Below are 21,875 nucleotides of genomic sequence, written 5' to 3' on the forward strand. Positions count from 1 at the left end.
CGGGGCCGAAGAGTGGTGCGAGTTGCGTGAGTCGGGGGTCCCCGGGACCCGCTGGACTCGGTACGACGCAGCGCGGATCGCCGTACTCCCGATAGAGGGCACATGAGCGGCAAGCGGGCACGCCGTGCCCACAGGAAGGTCGCGCACAGCAGGCGCAACCGCGTCTTCGCCTGGAGCGGCGGCGTGCTGGCGGTGCTCGTACTCCTCGCGGGAGCCGGCGGCGCCTGGGTGTACACCAGCCTCGACGGCAACATCCACTCCGCCGACGTCAGCGACCGGCTCGGCGGCAACCGCCCCGACAACCTCAGTCCCGGCTCGAAGAACATCCTCGTCATCGGCTCGGACAGCCGCGACGGCGAAAACAGCAAGTACGGCAAGGGCCTTGAGACGATGCAGTCGGACACGCTCATGGTGGTCCACGTCTCCGCCGACCACGAGTGGGCGAGCGTCGTCTCCCTCCCGCGCGACAGCTACGTCCCCATACCCGCGTGCGACCGGGGCAACGGCTCGCAGTCGCAGCCGCACCGCTTCAAGATCAACGAGTCCTACGCCATAGGCGGTACGACGGGCGACGTCTCCAGCGCGGCGGCCTGCACGATCAAGACGGTCGAGAAGAACACCGGCCTGCGCATCGACCACTTCATGTCCGTGGATTTCCAGGGCTTCAAGGGGATGGTGAACGCGCTCGGCGGGATCGAGGTCTGCCCCAAGGAGCCGATAGACGACGAGAAGGCCCAACTGAAGCTGGATGCGGGCTGCCAGACGGTGAAGGACGAGGACGCCCTCGGCTACGTCCGCGTCCGGTACAGCGTGGGCAACGGCAGCGACACCGACCGGATCGGCCGCCAGCAGGAGTTCATGGCGGCGCTCGCCGAGAAGGCGCAGGCGAAGCTCACCAGCCCCAAGCAGCTCTACGACTTCCTCGACTCGGCCACCAAGTCCCTCACCACGGACAAGGAGTTGGCCGGCATCAAGCCGCTCTACGAGCTCGCCTCCAAGGTGAAGGACATACCCCAGGACCGGCTGCACTTCGTCACCGTCCCCAACTATCCGCGGGAAGCCGACGTTCCGAAGGACAAGGCGAACCTCGTCTGGCAGTACCCGCAGGCACCGAAGCTCTTCTCCGACCTCGCCAAGGACCGCGAGACGGACGAGAAGAAGCTCAAGAAGCAGACGTCGTCCCTCATATACGCCAGCCGCGTGCCCGTGCGGGTGCTCAACGGGACGGGGGAGCCGGGCGCCGCGGCCGAGGCCGCCGGCCACCTGCGCGCCCTGGGCTTCCCCGTCACCACGGGCAACGCACCCTCGAACGTCGAGGAGACGGAGGTGAGTTACCCGCCGGGCATGGGCCGCAAGTCCCTGGTGCTGAGCTCCAGGCTCGACGACGTCACGCCCCGGGAGGACTCCTCCGCCTCCCCCGACCACGTCACCCTCACCCTCGGCCCTGACTACGAGCGCGTGGACTGACGCCGCGCCGGCGCGGGCGCCGTCACCCCTTGACGCACACCACCTGCTTCAACCGGGCCACGACTTCCACGAGATCGCGCTGCTGCTCCATCACCTTCTCGATCGGCTTGTACGCCTTGGGGATCTCGTCGACGACGCCGGTGTCCTTCCGGCACTCGACGCCCTCCGTCTGCCGGGCGAGGTCCGCCGCCGAGTACTGCCGCCGCGCCTCGCCCCGGCTCATCCGCCGACCCGCCCCGTGCGAGGCCGAGTTGAAGGAGAGCGGGTTCCCCAGGCCCCGCACGATGTACGAGGAGGTGCCCATCGACCCCGGGATGATGCCGAGCTCGCCCGCGCCCGCGCGGATCGCCCCCTTCCGCGTCACCAGCAGTTCCGCGCCGTCGTACTGCTCTTCGGCGACGTAGTTGTGGTGGCAGGAGACGACCTCGTCGAAGACCGGGTCCGCCTTCCCGAACTCCCTGCGCACCGCGTCCTTGAGCAGAGCCATCATCACCGCGCGGTTGTAGCCGGCGTACTCCTGCGCCCAGAAGAGATCGTTCCGGTACGCCGCCATCTGCGGGGTGTCGGAGACGAACACGGCGAGGTCCCGATCGACGAGGCCGCGGTTGTGCGGGAGGCGCTGGGCCTCGCCGATGTGGTGGTCGGCGAGCTCCTTGCCGATGTTCCTCGAACCGGAGTGCAGCATCAGCCACACCGAGCCCTCGGTGTCGAGGCAGACCTCGCAGAAGTGGTTCCCGGAACCGAGCGTCCCCATCTGCTTGGCGGCACGATCGGCACGGAAGTGCACCGCCTCCGCGACGCCTTCGAACCGCCGCCAGAAGTCGGCCCAGCGCGAGGTGGGGAAGGCGTGGAGCCGCGCGGGATCGACCGGCTCCTGGTGCATCCCGCGCCCGACGGGGATCGCCTGCTCGATCCGGCTGCGCAGCCGGCCCAGGTCCTCGGGCAGGTCGTCCGCGGTGAGCGAGGTGCGCACGGCCGACATGCCGCAGCCGATGTCGACACCGACGGCCGCGGGGCAGACGGCACCGCGCATGGCGATCACCGAGCCGACGGTGGCGCCCTTGCCGTAGTGGACGTCGGGCATCACGGCGAGGCCCTCGATCCACGGCAGCGTCGCCACGTTCGCCAGTTGCCGCAAGGTGTTCTCCTCGACCCCCGGCGGCATCCCGCCGTCGTGGGCGGGCGGCTCCACCCACATCCGGATCGGTACCCGGGCACCGGGCATCTCGAAGTACGGCATCACGCTCAACTCCCCGTTGGTTTCCCCTGTACCTACCGCAAGCCAGCAAAAGGGAAAAAGCTCCCCAGAGAAGGCATAACCACCGGCGAACCGGACGGTCGTACGGAAGGTGAGGTAGACATTGTGTTCCGCGGCCCCCAGCGGGCAGCAACACGTTTTCGACCGAACCGGGAGGCCATCCGTGCAGCGGAGGGCAACGTCGTACGCCAGGCACGCGGCACGCACCGCACTCTCCATCGCCCTCCTCGGCGCCCTCGGGACCGCGGCCTGCACCTCCTCCTCGTCCACGGCCGACGAGGAGGACGCAGCACCCGGCCCCTCCGCCTCCACCTCGGCACCTCCCGGTAAGTACCGCACTCTGCCCGAGCCCTGTGGCGCCGTCCCGCTCGGCACGCTCAAGGAGATGCTCCCCGGCGCCGACGACGAGGACGAGGAGCCCGAGGCGACGAGCTCGCCCTACGAGGGCGAGGCACGCGTCACCTACGACACCGACCGCCGCGTCGGCTGCCGCTGGAAGAGCGAGGACACCCTCGGATCGCACCGGCTCAGCGTCGACTTCGAGCGAGTCGTCTCCTACGACCCCGCCGTCAGCGACGACGACCAGGCAGCCACCCTCTTCGAACGGCGCGCCAACGCCGCCGACATCCCTCCGCCCCTCGACGAGTCCGAGGACTCCGAGGAGGCCCCCGACCCCGAGGACTCCGGCAGCCCGTCCTCCGAGTCCCCCGGCGGCGACGGCAAGGCGTCCGAGTCGGCTGGCGACTCCGGGCGGGACTCGGACCCGCCCGACGGGGAGAAGGAGTCGGACGAGGAGGGCTCCCCGTCCGAAGAGTCCCCCGACGAGGCGACGGAGGACGCCGAGGAGGAGGACGGCGAGACGCTCGCCCCTCGCCATCTCGACGACCTCGGCGACACCGCCTACGTCGACGACGCGTTGGAAACCGGCGACGCCAGCGTCCACCGTGACATCACTCTCGTCTTCCGCACCGCCAACGTGATCGCCACCGTCAAGTACACGCGCTGGTCCACGGAGGACACCCGCGCGCCGGACAGCCGCGAACTGCAGGACCGAGCGGTGTCGTTGGCCGACCAGCTCACCGGCACGCTCAAGGAGGACTGAGCCGCCCGGGCACGGCCGCCCGGAGAGGAATCCCACACCCCTCCGGGCCGCCGAGGAAGGGCGACAGGGCCCCGGCGCAGCCTCGGCCGCGTACCGTACGGGCCGTGCCGTCAAGCCACCCCCCTCAGTACGAGTAGCCGAAGAAGTCTTCCTGGAAGCGAAGGAACCATGCACCGAAACGCACCGCGCCACGTCCGCACCCTCCTCTGTGCGGCCGCAGCTCTTCCCGTACTGCTGGTAACCGGATGCTCCTCGGACTCGGACGGCGACCAGGACTCCGCAGCACCCTCCGCCTCCGCGAGCGAGAACGCCAAGGCGCCCGCACCGGCGAAGATCAAGGAGCTCCCCGACTCCTGCAAGGCCATCGAGAAGAAGACGGTCGACTCGCTGGTGCCCGGTGCCGAGAACGCGGGCGGCAAGCGGGTCGGCTCGGGCGACGTCGGCGACTTCAACAGCTGCCTGTGGACCGGGCTGAAGAAGTACGACTACCGGCAACTCGTCGTCACGATGAAGCGGTTCGACTCCGACGAGTCGCTCGGCAGCGGTGCCGAGCGCGCCGGCGAGTACCTGACGAGCCAGGCCAAGAGCGTGGAGGACAACAAGGACCTCAAGGGCGCGAAGAAGGCCGCCGTCAAGGGGATCGGCGACGAGGCCACCACCTTCAGCTACAAGACCGAGAAGAAGGCCACGAAGAAGTCGAAGGAGGACTTCCGGGGCCAGCACCTCCTCGTCCGCAAGGACAACGCGGTGGTGAGCGTCGAGTACGAGGGCGCCGGCTTCGAGAGCGGCAAGATGCCCGGTGCCGACACCGTGAAGAAGAACTCGGAGAAGGCCGCCAAGGACGCGCTCGCCGGACTGAAGTGACCGCGGTACGGCCCTGAACCCGCCCGCGGCGCCCCGGACTTGCCCCGGGACGCCGCGGGCGTCCCTACGGCACGCATGACGGATCGGTCACAACCCGGCCGACGGAACCTCCGTCTCCGCACGCTTGGTCCGGAACGTACGGCGGCTCCCGCGTCTCCGTGCCGGCGGATCGCAGATACCGTCGGACGCGGTATGCCAGTCTGGGCTGGCCAGTTTCCGAGGGTGGGGGACAACTCCAGTGCAGGCCGTACAACTGACGCGAATACACCGGGTGCTCATCGCTGTGGTGGTCACGGGCGCCGTCGTGATCGCCGCCATCGGCTTCGCCGGGTCGTTCTCCGCCGTCCGCGACCTCGCCGAGAAGAAGGGGTTCGGGGACTTCGCCCCGTTCTTCCCGATCGGCATCGACGCGGGGATCGTCGTCCTCCTCGCGCTCGACCTCCTCCTCACCTGGATTCGCATCCCCTTCCCGCTGCTGCGGCAGTCCGCCTGGCTGCTCACCGCCGCCACGATCGCCTTCAACGGCGCCGCGGCGTGGCCCGATCCGCTCGGCGTCGGGATGCACGGGGTCATCCCGCTGCTCTTCGTCGTCACCGTCGAGGCGGCCAGGCACGCCATCGGGCGGATCGCCGATCTCACGGCCGACCGGCACATGGAGGGCGTCCGCGTCTCCCGCTGGCTGCTCGCCTTCCCCTCGACCTTCCGGCTCTGGCGCCGTATGAAGCTCTGGGAGCTGCGCAGTTACGACGAGGTGATCCGGATGGAGCAGGAACGCCTCATCTACGAGGCGCGGTTGCGCGCCCGCTACGGACGGGCCTGGCGCCGCAAGGCACCCGTCGAGTCCCTGATGCCGCTCAAGCTAGCGCGCTACGGCATCCCCCTCACCGAGACCGCGCCCGCCGGCCTCGCCGCCGCCGGGCTCGAACGCACGCCGCACCCCCAACTCACCGCCGCAGCAAGCCCCGACGCGCGCGCCGCAGCGGACGGCGGGGACGGCAGGGACGGCACCGACCAGCGCCCCGTGAACGGCGGAAGCCGTGAGCCGGAGGCGGCACCCGACCGGCCGCCGGCCGCCGAACCGGCCGTCGCCACGGAACACGCCCGTCGGGACGGCGCCGCTGCCGGATCCGACGGAGCCTCGGCGCACCCTCCCTCAGGAGACGGGCGGCCGGTCTACGCCCCCAGCGCATCGGCGCAACCCCCGGCGGACGCAGGCCAGTTCGCGCCCGAGCCCTTCGCCCCCGCTGCCGGCGCGTACGCCGGGCCCGACGCGGCCCCCGGCGGGTACCCGCAGCCGGGCGGAAGCGCTCCCGAGATCCGATGGCCCGAGAGCCCGGACTCTTCTGGCTCTGCTCCCGCGCCGGCGCCGTCGGCCGCCCCGTCCTCGCTCTCACCTGTCGCCGACTCGGCGGGCTCCTCCTGGACGGACGCCCCCAACCCGCCTCGGACCTCCGAGCCCCAGGCAGCCTCCTACGCCGCGGACTCGGCGGCCACGCCTCAGGTCACCGTCCCCGTCGGTTCGGGCGGCCGCCGCCGCAACCTCACCTCTCCCCCGCACCTCAACGGAGGCCCGGCACACCACGGTCCGGCCGACCCCGTGGCCACGGAGCCGCCTTCGCACGCCCAGCAGCCCGAACTCTTCCCGGAACCACTGCCCGGCCCGAACGCCACCCAGGACGGCGGGGCCCTCCGTCCCGCGAACGGCCAAGCACCGGAAGCCGCCCCGCAGCCGGTCGAGCCGCCCGACGCGCAAGCCGGAGCCGAGGACGAAGTACCCCCGTCGGAAGAGCCGCTGGGCATCCCCGAAGGCGTCGCACGGGACGACATCTACTACACGGCCTACCTCCAGTACGCCGCCAACAGCCACGGCCACCCCACCGCGCGCCAGCTCTCCCGCCTCCTCTACGACGAGTTCAACGTGACCGACCGCGACGGCAACATGCTCTCCGAGACCTACCTCCGCCCGTACACCCGGGACTTCAAGGAGCGGTACCGCCTGGAGATGGGCATGGGCTGACCGCCCACCGCACCGACTCCCTGCCGTACGTCGCCGATCCGACGGGCACGCGGGAGGGGGCACAGCACGACGGGCGCCACCGGCCCCCGCCGCGCACAGCCGGGTGCCGACGAGGCGACCCGCCGACCTACCGCCTCTCGGAAACCGTGCCCTCCCCCGGAGCCCGGCCGCTGCCCCAGCGGCACACCACATCATGCCCCGCGCCCACCGCAGGCCCCCGGCAGCGCACGTTTTCCGCACTCACCGAACCCGTGCACTTCGGCCCCGGCCGCCAAGCCCCCGCAGCACTCACGTCCGCGGGGGCGCCGCCGGCAGCCATCGACGGACGCGGCCCGCGTCAGCCGCCCAACAGCTTCCGCACCCGCTCCGCGCCGACCGCCAAGAGCAGCGTGGGCAGCCGCGGCCCCGTCTCGCTGCCGACCAGCAGCCGGTAGAGCAGGGCGAAGAACGACCGCTGCGCGACCTTGAGTTCGGGGGTCGGCTTGGCGTCCGGCGACAGCCCGGCGCGCACCTTGGGCACCCCGTAGACGAGCTGGGTGAGCCCTTCGAGGGACCAGTGCTCGTCGAGCCCGTCGAGGAGCGTCGCGAGGGATGCGCGCTGCTCCTCGTCGAGTGAGGCGAGGAGCTCGGTGTCGGGCTCCTCGCGGACCCTCGTGCGCTGCTCGGCCGGGACTTGGGTGGTGATCCACCGCGCGGCGCGGTCGAGCCGGGGCCGCACCTCGTCGAGCGAGCGGACCGGGTGCTCCGGGTCGAGTTCGCTGAGGATGCGCATCGTCTGCTCCTCCTGGCCGCCGGTGATGTCCGTGACCGAGGCGAGGGTGCGGTACGGCAGCGGACGCGGTGTCGACGTCAGCGGGCCGAGCGCCGTCGAGGAGGCGCGGGTGTGCGAGGCGATGTCGGCCGGCTGCGCCGAGCCGGCGCCGATCTTGCGCACGAGGGCGTCCCACTCGTCGTAGGTGCGCTGGATCTCCTGGTCGAAGGCGACCTTGAAGGACTGGTTGGGCTTGCGCCTGGCGTAGAGCCAGCGGAGCAGCGGTGCCTCCATGATCTCCAACGCGTCGGCAGGCGTGGGCACTCCGCCCTTCGACGAGGACATCTTCGCCATGCCGCTGATGCCGACGAAGGCGTACATCGGCCCGATCGGCTGCTCACCGCCGAAGACCTCCTGCACGAGCTGCCCGCCGACGACGTACGAGGAGCCGGGCGACTGGTGGTCGACGCCCGAAGGCTCGAAGGTGACACCCTCATACGCCCAGCGCATCGGCCAGTCGACCTTCCAGACGAGCTTCCCGCCGTCGAACTCGCTGAGGCGGACCGTCTCTCCGTGGCCGCATGCGCAGGTGTAGGTGAGAGCGGTGGTCTCGTCGTCGTACGCGGTGACGGTGGTCAGGTCGCGGGCGCAGACGGTGCAGTACGGCTTGTACGGGTAGTAGGCGCCGGCGCCCGAGCCGTCGTCCTCCGCGGCAGCGCCCGAACCCTGCTCGGCCTCGGCCTCCGCTGCCGCGTCGGCCGCGTCCTTCACCTGCTTCTTCTGCTGCTGCTTCTTGCCGCCGGACTTGTCGAGCGTGCGGTACCGCTCCAGCACCGCGTCGATGCGCTCGCGCTCGCGCATCGCGAAGAGGATCTGCTCGCGGTAGGCGCCCGAGGTGTACTGCTCGGTCTGGCTGATGCCCCGGTACTCGACGCCGAGCTCCATCAGCGAGGCTTCCATCGCCGCCTTGAAGTGCGTGCCCCAGCTCTCGTACGGGCTGCCGACCGGAGCGGGGACGGAGGTGAGCGGCTTGCCGACGTGCTCCTCCCACGAGGAGTCGACGCCCTCGACGCCGGCGGGCACCTTGCGGAAGCGATCGAAGTCGTCCCAGGAGATGAGGTGTTCGCACGGGACGCCGCGCCGCTTGATCTCGTCCGCGACGAGGTGCGGGACCATCACCTCGCGGAGGTTGCCGAGGTGGATCGGTCCCGAGGGGCTCAGCCCGGAGGCGCAGACCACGGGTTTGCCCGGGGCCCGACGCTCCGCTTCGGCGATGACCTCATCGGCGATACGGGAGACCCAGTCGGCCTCGTGAGTGGTCTGAGCCACGTCAGGCACTTCCTTACTCTCTGGCCGCAACGGCCATTGCATCCACTACATCCGCGGGCGGCCGCAGACGGCGCACGCCGCAGCGACCGTCCTCGACCGCAGCACCCGCACCCCGACCCGGGGCACGACTGCGGCCTGCCCATCCATTGTTCCATCCGTTCCGAGGCGCCCCGAAGTTATCCACAGGCTCGCCGGCGCCGCAGGTCAACGCCGTCTCCCACGGCTCCACTGCCGCCTGCTCACCTCGGCCTCCCACCCGGGAAACTCGGGCGACACCGTCCGCGCCCACCGTGGAATACTGGCTGCGGACGACACTCACCACGCGATACGAAACGGTCTGCACCCCTATGGCATCGGTCCCCTCACTCGCCAGCTCGCTCCGCCAGCGCGTCGCGGAAGCCTTCTCGGCCGCCCGGCCGGAAGCGTCCGGGGCCGACCCGCTGCTGCGCCGCAGCGACCGGGCCGACTTCCAGGCCAACGGGGCGCTGCCGCTCGCGAAGGAGCTGAAGTCGAACCCGCGCGAGCTCGGCGGCGAGATCCTCGCGCGGCTGGAGAAGGGCGACCTCGTCGCGGAGGCCGAGGTGTCGGGCCCCGGCTTCCTCAACCTCACCGTCAAGGACGCGGCCCTGGTGGCCAACCTCGCGGCCCGCTCGGCCGACGAGCGCCTCGGCGTACCCGGCGCCGCGCACCCGGGCACCAGCGTCATCGACTACAGCCAGCCGAACGTCGCCAAGGAGATGCACGTCGGCCACCTGCGCAACACGGTCATCGGCGCGGCCCTCGACAACATTCTCACCTTCCGCGGCGAGACGGTGGTCCGCAGGCACCACATCGGGGACTGGGGCACCCAGTTCGGCATGCTCGTCCAGTACCTCATCGAGCACCCGGGCGCGCTCGACGCCGAGTCGGCGGCGGACGACGGCGGTGCCTCCATGTCCCGCCTCAACGCGGTCTACAAGGCGTCACGCGCCCTCTTCGACTCCGACGAGGAGTTCAAGACCCGCGCCCGCGCCCGCGTGGTGGAGCTCCAGGCGGGGGACCCGGAGACGGTCGCCCTCTGGCAGCGCTTCGTGGACGAGTCGATGCGCTACTTCCACTCCGTCTACGACCTCCTCGACGTCGACATCCACGACGAGAACGTCGTCGGCGAGAGCGCCTACAACGACGATCTCCAGAACGTCTGCAAGGAGTTGGAGGAGTCCGGCGTCGCCGTCCGCTCCGACGGGGCGCTCTGTGTCTTCTTCGACGACGTCAAGGGCCCCGACGGCACCCCCTCGCCGCTGATCGTCCAGAAGTCCAACGGCGGCTTCGGCTACGCGGCCACCGACCTCGCCGCGATCCGCGACCGCATCCGCGGGCTCGGGGCCGACACCCTCCTCTACGTCGTCGACTCCCGCCAGGCGCTCCACTTCCGGATGGTCTTCGAGACGGCCGAGCGCGCCGGCTGGCTGCCGCAGGGCGCGGCACACCACCTCTCCTTCGGTTCCGTCCTCGGCAAGGACGGCAAGCCGTTCAAGACGCGCGAGGGCGAGACGGTCCAGCTCAGCCAACTGCTCGGCGAGGCCGTCGAGCGGGCCCGCGAGGTGGTGGCCGAGAAGTCGCCGCAGCTCCCCACCGAGGAGCTCGACGAGCGCGCGGCCCAGGTGGGCATCGGCGCCGTCAAGTACGCGGACCTCTCCACCTCCCGCACCCGCGACTACGTCTTCGACCTCGACCGCATGGTCTCGCTCAACGGCGACACCGGCGTCTACCTCCAGTACGCCTACGCGCGCATCCAGTCGATCCTCCGCAAGGCGACCGAGGGCGCGACGGAGCACGCCCCCGTCGCCCACCCCGAGCTGATGCTCTCCCCGGCCGAACGCGCCCTCGCCCTCGCCCTCGACGAGCTGGGCGAGACGATCGAGGACGCGGCGGAGACGTACGAGCCGCACAAGCTGGCCGCGTACCTCTACCAACTCGCCACGCTCTACACGACGTTCTACGACCAGTGCCCCGTCCTCAAGGCAGGCGAGCCGGAGCTGGTGGAGAACCGCCTCTTCCTCTGCGGGCTCACCGCCCGCACTCTCCACCAGGGCATGGCGCTCCTCGGCATCCGCACCCCCGAGCGCCTCTGAGCCACCGGGGCGCACCACCCGCGCCCCGGTGCGTGGCACCATCCCCGCATGCCCACGTACGCCACGGCCCGCCTCGCCGTCCGCGCCCGCGCGCTCGCCGCGGACGCGCCGTCCGGCGTCCGCCCCGTCCTCGGCCTCGCCGGACCACCGGGCGCGGGCAAGTCCACGCTCGCGGAGGCCCTCGTCGAGGAACTCGGCCCCGCGGAGGCCGCGTTGGTCCCGATGGACGGCTTCCACCTCGCCGAGAGCGAGCTCCGCCGCCTCGGCAGGCTCGCGCGCAAGGGCGCACCCGACACCTTCGACGCGCACGGTTACCTCGCGCTCCTCTCCCGCCTCCGGGCCCCGGCCTCCGGCGAGACGGTCTACGCGCCGGCCTTCGCCCGCTCGCTGGAGGAGCCGGTGGCGGGGAGCATCCCGGTGCGGCCGGAGGTGCCGCTCGTCGTCACCGAGGGGAACTACCTGCTGCTCGACCGCCCGCCATGGAACGCCGTCCGACCGCTCCTCGCCGAGTGCTGGTGGATCGACCTGCCGGACCCCGAGCGCGTGCGGCGCCTCGTGGCACGCCACCGCCGCTTCGGCAGGTCGGCCGTGGAGGCCGAGGAGTTCGTGCACGCCTCGGACGAGGCCAACGCCCGCCTCGTGGCAGCAGAGAGCGGCGCCGCGGACCTCGTGGTCGCGGCGCCGCCCCGCTGAAGTGTCAGAGCCCCCTGAGCCGTTGGGCGACCTCGGTCGCCCAGTACGTCAGGACGGTGTCGGCGCCCGCGCGCTTGAACCCGGTGAGCGACTCCATGATCGCGGCGTCCCTGTCGACGAGCCCCTGCGCGGCGGCGTTCTCGATCATGGAGTACTCGCCGGAGACCTGGTAGACGGCGAGCGGCACGTCGACGCGCTCCGCGAAGTCCCGCACCATGTCGAGGTACGGCATCCCCGGCTTGACCATCACCATGTCCGCGCCCTCTGCGAGGTCGAGCTCCAGCTCGCGGAAGGACTCGCGGCGGTTCGCCGGGTCCTGCTGGTACGTCTTCCGGTCGCCCTTCAAGGACGAGCCGACCGCCTCGCGGAACGGCCCGAAGAACGCCGACGAGTACTTCGCCGTGTAGGCGAGCACGGCCGTGTCCACGTGCCCCGACTCCTCGAGCGCCGTCCGGACGACGCCGATCTGCCCGTCCATCATGCCGCTCGGGCCGAGGACGTGCGCCCCGGCCTCCGCCTGAACGACGGCCATCTCCGCGTAGCGGCGCAGGGTCGCGTCGTTGTCGACGCGGCCCTCGGAGTCGAGCACGCCGCAGTGGCCGTGGTCGGTGAACTCGTCGAGGCACAGGTCGGACATGACGACGAGGTCGTCGCCGACCTCGGAGCGCACGTCGCGCAGCGCCTGCTGGAGGATGCCGTCCGGGTCGGTGCCGGCCGAGCCGAAGGCGTCCTTGAACTCGGGCACCCCGAAGAGCATGATCCCGCCGACGCCGGCGGAGACCGCCTCGGCGGCCGCCTTCCGCAACGTGTCCCGCGTGTGCTGGACGACGCCGGGCATCGAACCGATCTCCACGGGCTCGTCGATCCCCTCCCTGACGAAGGCGGGGAGGACCAAGTCGCCGGCGTGCAGCCGGTTCTCCGCGACGAGCCGGCGCATCGCGGGGGTGGTACGCAGCCGTCGCGGCCGTACCTCGGGGAACCTTCCCTGCGCTCTCACGAGCGGGACCTCCTTCGCGCCGGGCGCTTCTCACTCGGCCGCTTCACCTGCTCCCCGGCCTCGACGGCCGTCGCCCGGCGCTTGGCGCCGAACTCGGCGAGCGCCTCGGCGAGTCTGTGGACCGAGGCTTCGGGCGAGAGTACGTCGACCCGCAGCCCGTGCTCCTCCGCCGTCTTCGCCGTGGCCGGACCGATGCAGGCGATGACGGTCACGTTGTGCGGCTTGCCCGCGATCCCCACGAGGTTCCGCACGGTGCTCGACGACGTGAAGAGTACCGCGTCGAAGCCACCGCCCTTGATGGCTTCCCGCGTCTCGGCAGGCGGCGGCGACGCACGCACGGTGCGGTACGCGGTGACGTCGTCCACCTCCCAGCCGAGCTCGATCAGCCCCGCGACGAGGGTCTCGGTCGCGATGTCGGCGCGCGGCAGGAAGACGCGGTCGATCGGGTCGAAGACGGGGTCGTACGGCGGCCAGTCCTCCAGCAGCCCGGCGGCCGACTGCTCACCGCTCGGCACGAGGTCGGGCTTGACCCCGAACTCCACCAGCGACTTCGCCGTCTGCTCGCCGACGGCCGCGACCTTGATCCCGGCGAAGGCCCGCGCGTCGAGTCCGTACTCCTCGAACTTCTCGCGCACCGCCTTGACCGCGTTCACCGAGGTGAAGGCGATCCACTCGTACCGGCCCGTGACGAGGCCCTTGACCGCGCGCTCCATCTGTTGCGGTGTGCGCGGCGGTTCGACGGCGATCGTCGGCACCTCGGCCGGTACGGCGCCGTAGGAGCGGAGCTGGTCGGAGAGCGAGGCGGCCTGCTCCCTGGTGCGGGGCACCAGGACCTGCCAGCCGAAGAGCGGCTTCGACTCGAACCAGGCGAGCTGCTCACGCTGCGCCGCCGCGCTCCGCTCACCGACCACGGCTATGACCGGCTGCCCGCCGTCGGCCGCCGGCAGGACCTTCGCGGACTTCAGCACCTGCGCGATCGAACCGACGGTCGCGGTGAAGGTGCGCTGCCTCGTGGTGGTGCCGGCGAGCGTCACCGTCAGCGGGGTGTCGGGCTTCCGCCCGCCGGAGACGAGTTCGCCCGCGACGGCACCGACCCCGTCGAGCGTCGTCGAGACGACGGCGGTCACCTCGCTGGCGCCGACCTCGGTCCAACACCGCTCGTCGGCCGTACGCGCGTCGACGAACCGTACGTCGGTCCCCTCCGCGTCGCGCAGCGGCACCCCCGCGTACGCGGGGACGCCGACGGCCGGTGTGATGCCGGGGACGACCTCGAACGGAATGCCGTCGGCCGCGAGCGCCAGCATCTCCCGTGCGGCGTCCGAGTCGAAGCCCGGATCGCCCTCGACGGCACGGACGACCCGCTTGCCCGCGCGCGCGGCGGCCATGGCAGAATCGGCCGCATCCTCGGGAGTCGGGAGGTCACTTCCCTTGCCCGCAGGGGAAGTTGAGGCTGCGTCAGGTTCGGCTCGCAGCGGTGTGTCCACCCCCGGCCGGGTGTGCGCGGCGACGATGTCGTGCACCCGCGCGTCGGCGACCAGCACGTCGGCCTGCGACAGTGCTTCGACGGCGCGCAGCGTCAGCAGGCCGGGGTCACCCGGGCCCGCGCCGAGGAAGGTCACGTGGCCGTGCGCGCCGTAGAGGTGCGGGCTGCTGCCTTCCGGGGTGGTACTCGGATTCTGGGCGGCGGTGGGGCTCAAAGTGCTCGCTCCCCCATCAGACCGGCCGCACCCTTGGCGAGCATCTCGTCGGCGAGCTCCCGGCCCATGTGCTGCGGGGCCGAGTCCTCTCCGTCGGACGCCGGTACGGGACCGGTGGTGGACAGCTGCACCAGCGTGGAACCGTCGGTGGTACCGACGACCCCGCGCAGGCGCAGTTCGGTGACTACCTGCCCCTCGACAAGGAGGTCGGCCAGTGCACCCACGGGTGCGCTGCAACCGGCCTCCAAGGCGGCGAGCAGGGTTCGCTCGGCCGTGACGGCGGCCCGCGTCGGCAGGTCGTCGAGCTCGGCGAGCTGTGCTGCGAGTTGCGTGCTGCTCGCGGCGCACTCCACAGCGAGTGCCCCCTGACCGGGGGCGGGCAGTACCAGGTCGGGGGCGATGAGCTCGGTCGCCTCGTCGAGCCGTCCGAGCCGGGACATCCCCGCGGCGGCGAGCACGATCGCGTCGAGCTCACCGGAGCGCACGTACCCGATCCGGGTGTCGATATTCCCCCGAATCGGAACCGTCTCGATCTCGGCGCCCAACGCGCGGGCCCACGCGTTGAGTTGGGCCATCCGCCGGGGCGACCCCGTGCCGATGCGCGGCACGCCGCCGCTCTCCACGAGCCCGCGGAAGTCGAGCCCGTCCCGCGCGATGAGCGCGTCCCTCGGGTCCGCGCGCAGCGGCACGGCGGCGAGCCTGAGGTCCTCCGGCTGGGTCGTCGGGAGGTCCTTGAGCGAGTGGACGGCGAAGTCGATCTCGCCGTCGAGCAGCGCGTCGCGCAGCGCGTTGACGAAGACACCGGTCCCGCCGATCTGCGCGAGCTGCTCGCGGCTGGTGTCGCCGTAGGTGGTGATCTCGACGAGCTCGACGGCCCGCCCCGTGAGCGTCCGCACCTGCTCGGCGACGAGCCCGGACTGCGCCATGGCGAGTTTGCTGCGGCGCGTACCCAGCCTGAGCGGGGGTTGGGTGGTCTGGACGGCGTCGGTCATTGCCGCTCCTGTTCGGGGTTGCTGACGGCGGCGACCGTCTGCGGATCGAGGTCGAAGAGTTCACGCAGCGCGTCCGCGTAGCCGGCTCCGCCCGGCTCGCCCGCGAGCTGCTTCACCCGCACCGTCGGGGCGTGCAGGAGCTTGTCGACGACGCGGCGCACGGTCTGCGTGATCTCCGCGCGCTGCTTGTCGTCGAGCCCGTGCAACCGCCCCTCCAGGCGGGTCATTTCGGAGGTGACGACGTCCGCCGCCATGGCGCGCAGCGCCACCACGGTCGGAGTGATCGTCGCAGCGCGCTGTGCGGCGCCGAAGGCGGCGACCTCCTCGCCGACGATGTTCCGGACGGCGTCGACGTCGGCGGCCATCGGCGCGTCCGCCTCGGCCTCGGCGAGCGTCTCGATGTCCACGAGGCCGACGCCGTCGATCCCGTGGACGGCGGCATCGACGTCCCTCGGCATGGCGAGGTCGAGGATGCCGGGCGCCGCACCCGGGCCGCGGAACGCCAGCGCCTCGTCCACCGCGTCGGCGGTGAGGACGAGCCCGGTGGCGCCGGTGCAGGAGACGACGATGTCGGCGTAGGGCATCTCGCGCGGCACCTCGTCGACGGAGACGGCGGCCGCCTTCACGCCCGTGGTCTCCGCGAGGCTCTCGGCGAGCCGCTCGGCGCGGCCCACGGTCCTGTTGGCGATCACCAGTTCGGCCACGCCTGCCCGCGCGAGCGTCGTGGCCGCGAGCGACGACATCGAACCGGCGCCGATCACCAGCCCACGCTTCCCCTCGGCCCATCCGCCCAACTCCGGCGCCCCGGCGAGCTGCTGGAGCCCGAAGGTGACGAGCGACTGCCCGGCCCTGTCGATCCCCGTCTCGGTGTGCGCCCGCTTGCCGACGCGGAGCGCCTGCTGGAAGAGGTCGTTGAGCAGCCGTCCCGCGGTGTGCTGCTGCTGCGCGAGCGCCAGCCCGTCCTTGATCTGCGCGAGGATCTGCCCCTCGCCGACGACCATCGAGTCGAGCCCGCAGGCCACCGAGAAGAGGTGGTGGACGGCGCGGTCCTCGTAATGGACGTAGAGGTAAGGGGTGAGCTCCTCCAGGTCGACGCCGCTGTACTCGGCGAGGAGCGTGGAGAGTTCGGCGACGCCGGCGTGGAACTTCTCCACGTCGGCGTAGAGCTCGATCCGGTTGCACGTGGAGAGGACGGCGGCCTCGGCGGCGGGCTCGCTGCCCACCACGGCACCGAGCAGCCCTTCGCGCACCTCGGCCGCGAGCGCCGCGCGCTCCAGCACGCTCACGGGGGCGCTGCGATGGCTCAGACCTACGACGAGCAGACTCATGCCGGCATCACGGCGGGCAGGTCCCCGTCAGGTCCGGAGTCGGTGCGCTTGGTGACGGAAGCGGCGGGCGGCGCGGCCGGCGGCGCCGTGTCCTCCTCGTCCGGCACGTCCTCACCCGCCTTGCGCTGCTCGTGGAAGGCGAGGATCTGAAGCTCTATGGAAAGGTCGACCTTGCGGACGTCGACCCCCTCGGGCACCGAGAGCACGGTCGGCGCGAAGTTGAGGATGGAGGTGATCCCGGCGGCGACGAGGCGGTCGCAGACCTGCTGCGCGGCGCCGGCCGGAGTGGCGATCACGCCGATCGAGACGCCGTTGTCGTCGACGACCTTCTCCAGCTCGTCCGTGTGCTGCACGCCGATGCCGGCGACCGGCTTCCCGCTCAACGAGGGGTCGGCGTCGATCAGGGCAGCGACGCGGAACCCGCGGGAGGCGAACCCCCCGTAATTGGCGAGCGCGGCACCGAGGTTGCCGATGCCGACGATGACGACGGGCCAGTCCTGGGTGAGGCCCAACTCGCGGGAGATCTGGTAGACGAGGTACTCGACGTCGTACCCGACGCCCCTCGTCCCGTAGGAGCCGAGGTAGGAGAAGTCCTTGCGCAACTTGGCCGAGTTGACGCCGGCGGCGCTCGCCAGCTCCTCGGAGGAGACCGTCGGCACCGAGCGCTCGGAGAGCGCGGTGAGCGCCCGCAGATACAGCGGAAGTCGGGCGACGGTGGCCTCGGGGATGCCTCGGCTGCGGGTCGTCGCCGGTCGGTGGTTTCGGCCAGTTGCCACGTTGCTCCTGCCGTTTGCGCGAAGCGGTGAGCGGTCCTCCGCGAGGCTTTTGCCCTGACCGCTCCGTCGCGCCCAGGCTATGCCTTTGTGAACGCGTGCACAAAGATGGTGTCCGCTTTGTCCCGGCAACGTGACCGGAGCCACAAACGCCAACAGGGACACGCGAACACACTCCTCACGTATACGCCCCCGGACGGCAAAACGACCTCGATGGTAATCGAATCCGGCTCGAATCCCGACCACGAACGACCGCACCCCGGGCCGCGACCGCCGGCCTCAACTCCCGCCGCACGCACCGCGTCCGGCCGCTCACCGAGCGTCCTTCCGCGGCCGCGCTAGCCGACGAGCGCCCGCCGCAGCCGCTCCGGATCGACGCGCCAGAAGTCGTGCTGCTCACCGTCGACGAGGACGACCGGAATCTGCTCCCAGTACTTCCGGTACAGCTCCTCGTCCTTGTTGATGTCGCGCTCCTCCCACTCGGCACCGGTCTCCTCGCAGACCCGCGCCACCACGTCGCGCGCCACCTCGCACAGGTGGCACCCCGGCTTCCCGATCAACGTCACTGTTCGCATACGGCCATTGTCCCGTCGCGCGACCGGTGCCCGGTGCCGTACGCCGGCCCGCTCGCGCACCGCGAACCGCTCGCCGCGCGCCCGCTGGACATCCGGCCGTAACGGGCTCGGTCGGCCGTATGGCTATGCTCGCCACATGCCCCTTCCCGCATGGCTCTCCGCACGCAAGCGCTCCGCCACCGCGCGGAGCGTGCTCGCAGGCGAGGCAGCCGCGGAGGCGGCGCGGAAACAGGAGCAGGCCGAACAGGAGGAGCTGGCGCGGGAGTCCGCAGCCGCCGAGGAGCACGAGGAGCAGTTCCCCGTCAGCGGGGATCCCCTCGCCGCGGCCTTCTTCGACCTCGACAACACCGTCATGCAGGGCGCGGCTCTCTTCCACTTCGGCCGCGGCCTGTACAAGCGGAACTTCTTCCAGACCCGCGAACTCACCCGATTCGCCTGGCAGCAGGCGTACTTCAGGCTCGCAGGCACCGAGAACAGCGGCCACATGGAGGAGGCGCGCGACAGCGCCCTCTCGATCGTCAAGGGCCACCGCGTCGCGGAGCTGATGTCGATCGGCGAGGAGATCTACGACGAGTACATGGCCGGCCGCATCTGGCCCGGCACCCGCTCCCTCGCGCAGGCGCACCTCGACGCCGGCCAGAAGGTCTGGCTCGTCACCGCGGCCCCCGTCGAGGCTGCGACGATCATCGCCAGGCGGCTCGGGCTGACGGGGGCGCTCGGCACCGTCGCCGAGTCCGTCGGCGGCGTCTACACGGGGCGGCTCGTCGGCGAACCGCTGCACGGCCCGGCGAAGGCGGAGGCGGTCCGCGCGCTCGCCGCGGCCGAGAGCCTCGACCTCGACAGGTGCGCCGCCTACAGCGACTCGGCCAACGACATCCCGATGCTCTCCCTCGTCGGCCACCCGTACGCGATCAACCCGGACACCCGACTCCGGGAGCACGCACGGGAAATGGGCTGGCGGCTGCGGGACTACCGCACCGGGCGCAAGGCGGCGAAGGTCGGCATCCCGGCCGCCGCGGGCGTCGGCGCGGTCGCGGGGGGCGCGGTCGCAGCGGTCGCCCTCCAGCGCCGCCGCCGCTGAACTGCCGCCCCTGCCCCGCGCGTTACCAGGCGCTCCACCCGCGCCGCACGCCGCTGCGCACGTCCGCGCACGAGGAAGCCGCCGCAGCGAGACCGTCACGGAGCGCGCCCGGACGAGGGCCGAACTCATCTTGTTACCCCGTACCGCGGCGACCAGTCCTCCGGACGCGCCGCGGAGGGAGGGTCGTCACATAAGGCTCCTGAAGCGACAGAACCTGTCTCAAAACTGATCAGTTTCTCGTCTGCATTCCCCTAGCGCTCTGACCTCAACTCATAACAGACCAAACCGAATCGACGATTTCAACAACTAGGGGTAGTGCCGCCTTTACGAAGCGTTATTCTCCTCAGACGCAATTCGGTACCCATCCGTCCACCCGGGCGAACGGTCCCGCACTGCACGTGATGGAAGCTCTGCCTCTGGGAGTCCCGTGTACCCACACGTCGGGGTTGACGCCTCGGGCCTGGCTACGCTGCGCACGACAGTCGTCGACCAACTGCGTGCATTCGTCCCCACCGCGTACGCCGTCCCGGCCCTGGCCGCCGCAGCCGCACCACCCGCACCTGTCCCCGCAGGCCCCCGATACGCCCTCGCCGACAGCGCACAGGGCACACAGGGAGCCGCCACCCGACCGACCGACCGCGCCACCGCCAACGCCACCGCCGAAGCAGCGAGTCCCGGCACCGGCACCGCGGTGAGCGAACATCCGCCCACCGCCGCCCGCCGCCGCGGCCGCGCCGCCCCGAGCAGGCGCACCCCGGCCCAGGACGCCGACAGCCGCCGCATGATGGAGCTCGTCGAACGGGCCCAGTCCGGCGAGGCGGAGGCGTTCGGCCGGCTCTACGACCAGTACAGCGACACCGTCTACCGCTACATCTACTACCGCGTCGGCGGCCGGGCCACGGCCGAGGACCTCACCAGCGAGACCTTCCTGCGCGCACTGCGCCGGATCAGCACCTTCACCTGGCAGGGCAGGGACTTCGGCGCCTGGCTCGTCACCATCGCGAGGAACCTCGTGGCCGACCACTTCAAGTCCAGCCGTTTCCGTCTGGAAGTGACCACCGGCGAGATGCTCGACGCCAACGAGGTCGAGCGCTCGCCAGAGGAGTCCGTCCTCGAATCACTCTCCAACGCCTCCTTGCTCCAGGCCGTCCGTAGACTCAACCCCCAGCAACAGGAATGCGTCACGCTCCGTTTTCTCCAGGGCCTCTCGGTGGCCGAAACGGCGCGGATCATGCACAAGAACGAGGGCGCGATCAAAACCCTCCAGTACCGCGCCGTCCGCACCCTGGCACGGCTGCTCCCGGACGACGTCCGCTGAGCGCTTCCCGCCACACCCGTAGGGCCCAACTTCCTTTTGCCGACCGCGGTTTGAGCTCCGGAGCCGATACGCTCCGGAGGGCCGCGGGCACCCGCGGTCACATCATCGTGGTTCCGTAACCCGACTGCTCCGCCGCTCGTTGTGGGGGTTGCAGACTCCCCGCAGCCGCGGCACTGCCCTCGCGCGCCCCACCGGAGCGCGTTCGGCTCGGCCGCACAACCACCCCTGTCTCGCGGGGAGTCGACCGTGTCGACGAGAGGAGGTGCCGCCTGTGATCGGATCGACCTCGACGGGCCGCCGGGCCCTCGCCTTCGCCGATGCCCTGGAGCGCGAGCTCACCGAGGGCACGGCGGCCGGCGAGGCCGGGCCCGGCACCGATGGTCCGGCGGCGCAGCAGTCCACCGCCGAGAGCCTGTCCCCCGGTCCGGACGGCGGCGTTCCGCTCGCCGTGGCGGCCCGTCTCGCCTCCGTCCCCAGGCCCGAGTTGGCCGAGGACGTCAAGGAGGCCCAGCGCGCCGGGCTCGTCGCGGCGATGGAACGCGCCTACGCCGAGCAACCGGAGCCGTCCCTCCCCGCACAGCGCGACGCCCGTACCGACCCCGACGGAGGACCGCTCCACCGGCTGCGCCCCAAGTCCCGCTGGGGCAAGGGGATCGCGGTGGGCGGCCTCGGGCTCACCGTGGCCGCCGGCGCGCTCGGCGGCGTCGCCGCCGCCAGCACCGGGGCGCTCCCCGGCGATTCGCTCTACGGGGTGAAGCGCGGGATGGAGGACCTCCGCCTCGACCTCGCAAGGGACGACGCCGCCCGCGGCGCCCTCCTCCTCGACCACGCCGCAACTCGCCTGCACGAGGCCCAACGCCTCCTCGAACGCGACCGCAGCGGCCCCCTCGACGACTCCTCCGTCACCGAGATCCGCAGCGCCCTCTCCGGCATGCACGAGGAGGCGAAGGAGGGCCACCACCTCCTCAGCTCCGCCTACCGCCGGGACGGCGACATCGCCCGCATCCGCTCGCTCTCCGCCTTCGCGGGCGAGCACCGCTCGGGCTGGGCCCGCGTCGAGGAGCGCCTCCCGCGCCAACTCAGCGACGTGAGCAGGGAGGTGAACTCCGTCTTCGACGCCATGGACGAAGAGGTCCGCCCCCTGCGCTCCCTCCTCCCCCGCGAGGACGACCACGCACCTCCCGAGCACGGGCGCGGCACAGGCGACCGCACAGGCGAGGAGGCGCCCTCCTCACCGCCGGCCCCTCGCTCCTCCGACGACGCGGGCGGCCGCACAGGAGAGCACGGGGAGGCCGAGGAGCCTTCCCCCACCGACGGCTCCGGGCACGAGGAGGGCCTGCTCGGCGGCCCCGGCGTCCTCGTCCCCGACCGCGACGAAGGCGCCGAGTCCCCGTCCCAGCCGGAGCCCCGGCCGGAGGGCCCTTCGGGCCCCGCCCCCGAACTCACCGTCCCGCCGATCCTCCCCGACGTGCTCCCGGGGCTCGGCCTCGGCGACAAGGAGTAGCGCGGCTCGCCAAGA

At 71.6% G+C, this 21,875-nt stretch carries 17 protein-coding genes; 9 read left to right on the forward strand and 8 right to left on the reverse strand.

Annotated features, from left to right (window positions below):
* Positions 1–102: 102 nt before the first annotated feature.
* Positions 103–1,467: an LCP family protein gene (locus tag UWG_RS0121085; RefSeq protein ID WP_016909189.1), complete on the forward strand. Its 1,365-nt coding sequence runs from the start codon at positions 103–105 to the stop codon at positions 1,465–1,467.
* A 22-nt stretch (positions 1,468–1,489) separates the two neighbouring features.
* On the opposite strand, the gene UWG_RS0121090 is transcribed toward UWG_RS0121085, so the two are convergent.
* Positions 1,490–2,707 (reverse strand): RtcB family protein, encoded by a 1,218-nt coding sequence (locus UWG_RS0121090; protein WP_016909190.1) that lies wholly within the window; start codon positions 2,705–2,707, stop codon positions 1,490–1,492.
* Between the two features lie 181 nt (positions 2,708–2,888).
* Here UWG_RS0121090 and UWG_RS0121095 point away from each other — a divergent pair, with 181 nt between their 5' ends.
* The 3 genes from UWG_RS0121095 (at position 2,889) to UWG_RS32580 (ending at position 6,708) form a co-directional block, all read left to right on the forward strand.
* Positions 2,889–3,827 carry a hypothetical protein gene (locus tag UWG_RS0121095; protein WP_016909191.1) on the forward strand — a complete coding sequence of 313 codons (939 nt, stop codon included), beginning with the start codon at positions 2,889–2,891 and terminating at the stop codon, positions 3,825–3,827.
* A gap of 168 nt (positions 3,828–3,995) precedes the next feature.
* Positions 3,996–4,691 (forward strand): hypothetical protein, encoded by a 696-nt coding sequence (locus tag UWG_RS0121100; protein WP_016909192.1) that lies wholly within the window; start codon positions 3,996–3,998, stop codon positions 4,689–4,691.
* 271 nt (positions 4,692–4,962) lie between these two features.
* Complete coding sequence (locus tag UWG_RS32580; protein ID WP_016909193.1) at positions 4,963–6,708, forward strand: DUF2637 domain-containing protein; 1,746 nt, start codon at positions 4,963–4,965, stop codon at positions 6,706–6,708.
* Positions 6,709–7,045: 337 nt separating this feature from the next.
* On the opposite strand, the gene lysS is transcribed toward UWG_RS32580, so the two are convergent.
* A complete protein-coding gene (lysS, locus tag UWG_RS0121110) occupies positions 7,046–8,788 on the reverse strand; it encodes a lysine--tRNA ligase (protein ID WP_016909194.1) in 1,743 nt (580 codons plus the stop codon).
* A 347-nt stretch (positions 8,789–9,135) separates the two neighbouring features.
* On the opposite strand from lysS, the gene argS reads away from it, so the two are divergent.
* Together argS and UWG_RS0121120 are read left to right on the forward strand one after the other, a co-directional pair.
* Positions 9,136–10,902 carry an arginine--tRNA ligase gene (argS, locus tag UWG_RS0121115; RefSeq protein WP_016909195.1) on the forward strand — a complete coding sequence of 589 codons (1,767 nt, stop codon included), beginning with the start codon at positions 9,136–9,138 and terminating at the stop codon, positions 10,900–10,902.
* A 48-nt stretch (positions 10,903–10,950) separates the two neighbouring features.
* Positions 10,951–11,595, forward strand: coding sequence for a nucleoside/nucleotide kinase family protein (locus UWG_RS0121120; RefSeq protein ID WP_016909196.1), 645 nt, complete (start codon positions 10,951–10,953; stop codon positions 11,593–11,595).
* A gap of 4 nt (positions 11,596–11,599) precedes the next feature.
* Here UWG_RS0121120 and hemB read toward each other — a convergent pair whose 3' ends face one another.
* The 6 genes from hemB to UWG_RS0121150 all read right to left on the reverse strand — a co-directional run bounded on the left by hemB (position 11,600) and on the right by UWG_RS0121150 (position 17,957).
* Positions 11,600–12,592, reverse strand: coding sequence for a porphobilinogen synthase (hemB, locus tag UWG_RS0121125; protein ID WP_016909197.1), 993 nt, complete (start codon positions 12,590–12,592; stop codon positions 11,600–11,602).
* Positions 12,589–14,289 carry a bifunctional uroporphyrinogen-III C-methyltransferase/uroporphyrinogen-III synthase gene (locus UWG_RS0121130; RefSeq protein ID WP_016909198.1) on the reverse strand — a complete coding sequence of 567 codons (1,701 nt, stop codon included), beginning with the start codon at positions 14,287–14,289 and terminating at the stop codon, positions 12,589–12,591. Before UWG_RS0121130 ends, hemB begins: the two co-directional genes overlap by 4 nt.
* Entirely contained in the window at positions 14,286–15,281 is a 996-nt protein-coding gene (gene hemC, locus UWG_RS0121135; protein WP_016909199.1) for a hydroxymethylbilane synthase, read from the reverse strand. The genes UWG_RS0121130 and hemC overlap by 4 nt, the downstream gene beginning before the upstream one ends.
* A complete protein-coding gene (locus UWG_RS0121140) occupies positions 15,278–16,609 on the reverse strand; it encodes a glutamyl-tRNA reductase (RefSeq protein ID WP_016909200.1) in 1,332 nt (443 codons plus the stop codon). Before UWG_RS0121140 ends, hemC begins: the two co-directional genes overlap by 4 nt.
* A complete protein-coding gene (locus tag UWG_RS0121145) occupies positions 16,606–17,385 on the reverse strand; it encodes a redox-sensing transcriptional repressor Rex (protein ID WP_016909201.1) in 780 nt (259 codons plus the stop codon). The genes UWG_RS0121140 and UWG_RS0121145 overlap by 4 nt, the downstream gene beginning before the upstream one ends.
* 335 nt (positions 17,386–17,720) lie before the next feature.
* Complete coding sequence (locus tag UWG_RS0121150; RefSeq protein ID WP_029391646.1) at positions 17,721–17,957, reverse strand: glutaredoxin family protein; 237 nt, start codon at positions 17,955–17,957, stop codon at positions 17,721–17,723.
* A 136-nt stretch (positions 17,958–18,093) separates the two neighbouring features.
* Between UWG_RS0121150 and UWG_RS0121155 the strand changes: the two genes are divergently transcribed.
* The 3 genes from UWG_RS0121155 (at position 18,094) to UWG_RS0121165 (ending at position 21,860) form a co-directional block, all read left to right on the forward strand.
* The gene (locus UWG_RS0121155) at positions 18,094–19,038 is read left to right on the forward strand and encodes an HAD family hydrolase (RefSeq protein WP_016909203.1); all 945 of its coding nucleotides are present in this window, start codon (positions 18,094–18,096) and stop codon (positions 19,036–19,038) included.
* A gap of 427 nt (positions 19,039–19,465) precedes the next feature.
* Positions 19,466–20,356, forward strand: coding sequence for an ECF subfamily RNA polymerase sigma factor, BldN family (locus tag UWG_RS0121160; RefSeq protein WP_016909204.1), 891 nt, complete (start codon positions 19,466–19,468; stop codon positions 20,354–20,356).
* Positions 20,357–20,627: 271 nt separating this feature from the next.
* On the forward strand, positions 20,628–21,860 hold the full coding sequence (locus UWG_RS0121165; RefSeq protein ID WP_016909205.1) for a DUF5667 domain-containing protein: 1,233 nt from the start codon (positions 20,628–20,630) through the stop codon (positions 21,858–21,860).
* Positions 21,861–21,875 lie beyond the last annotated feature (15 nt).

The sequence above is a fragment of the Streptomyces xiaopingdaonensis genome (assembly GCF_000262345.1).
In the GTDB taxonomy this organism is placed as follows: domain Bacteria; phylum Actinomycetota; class Actinomycetes; order Streptomycetales; family Streptomycetaceae; genus Streptomyces; species Streptomyces xiaopingdaonensis.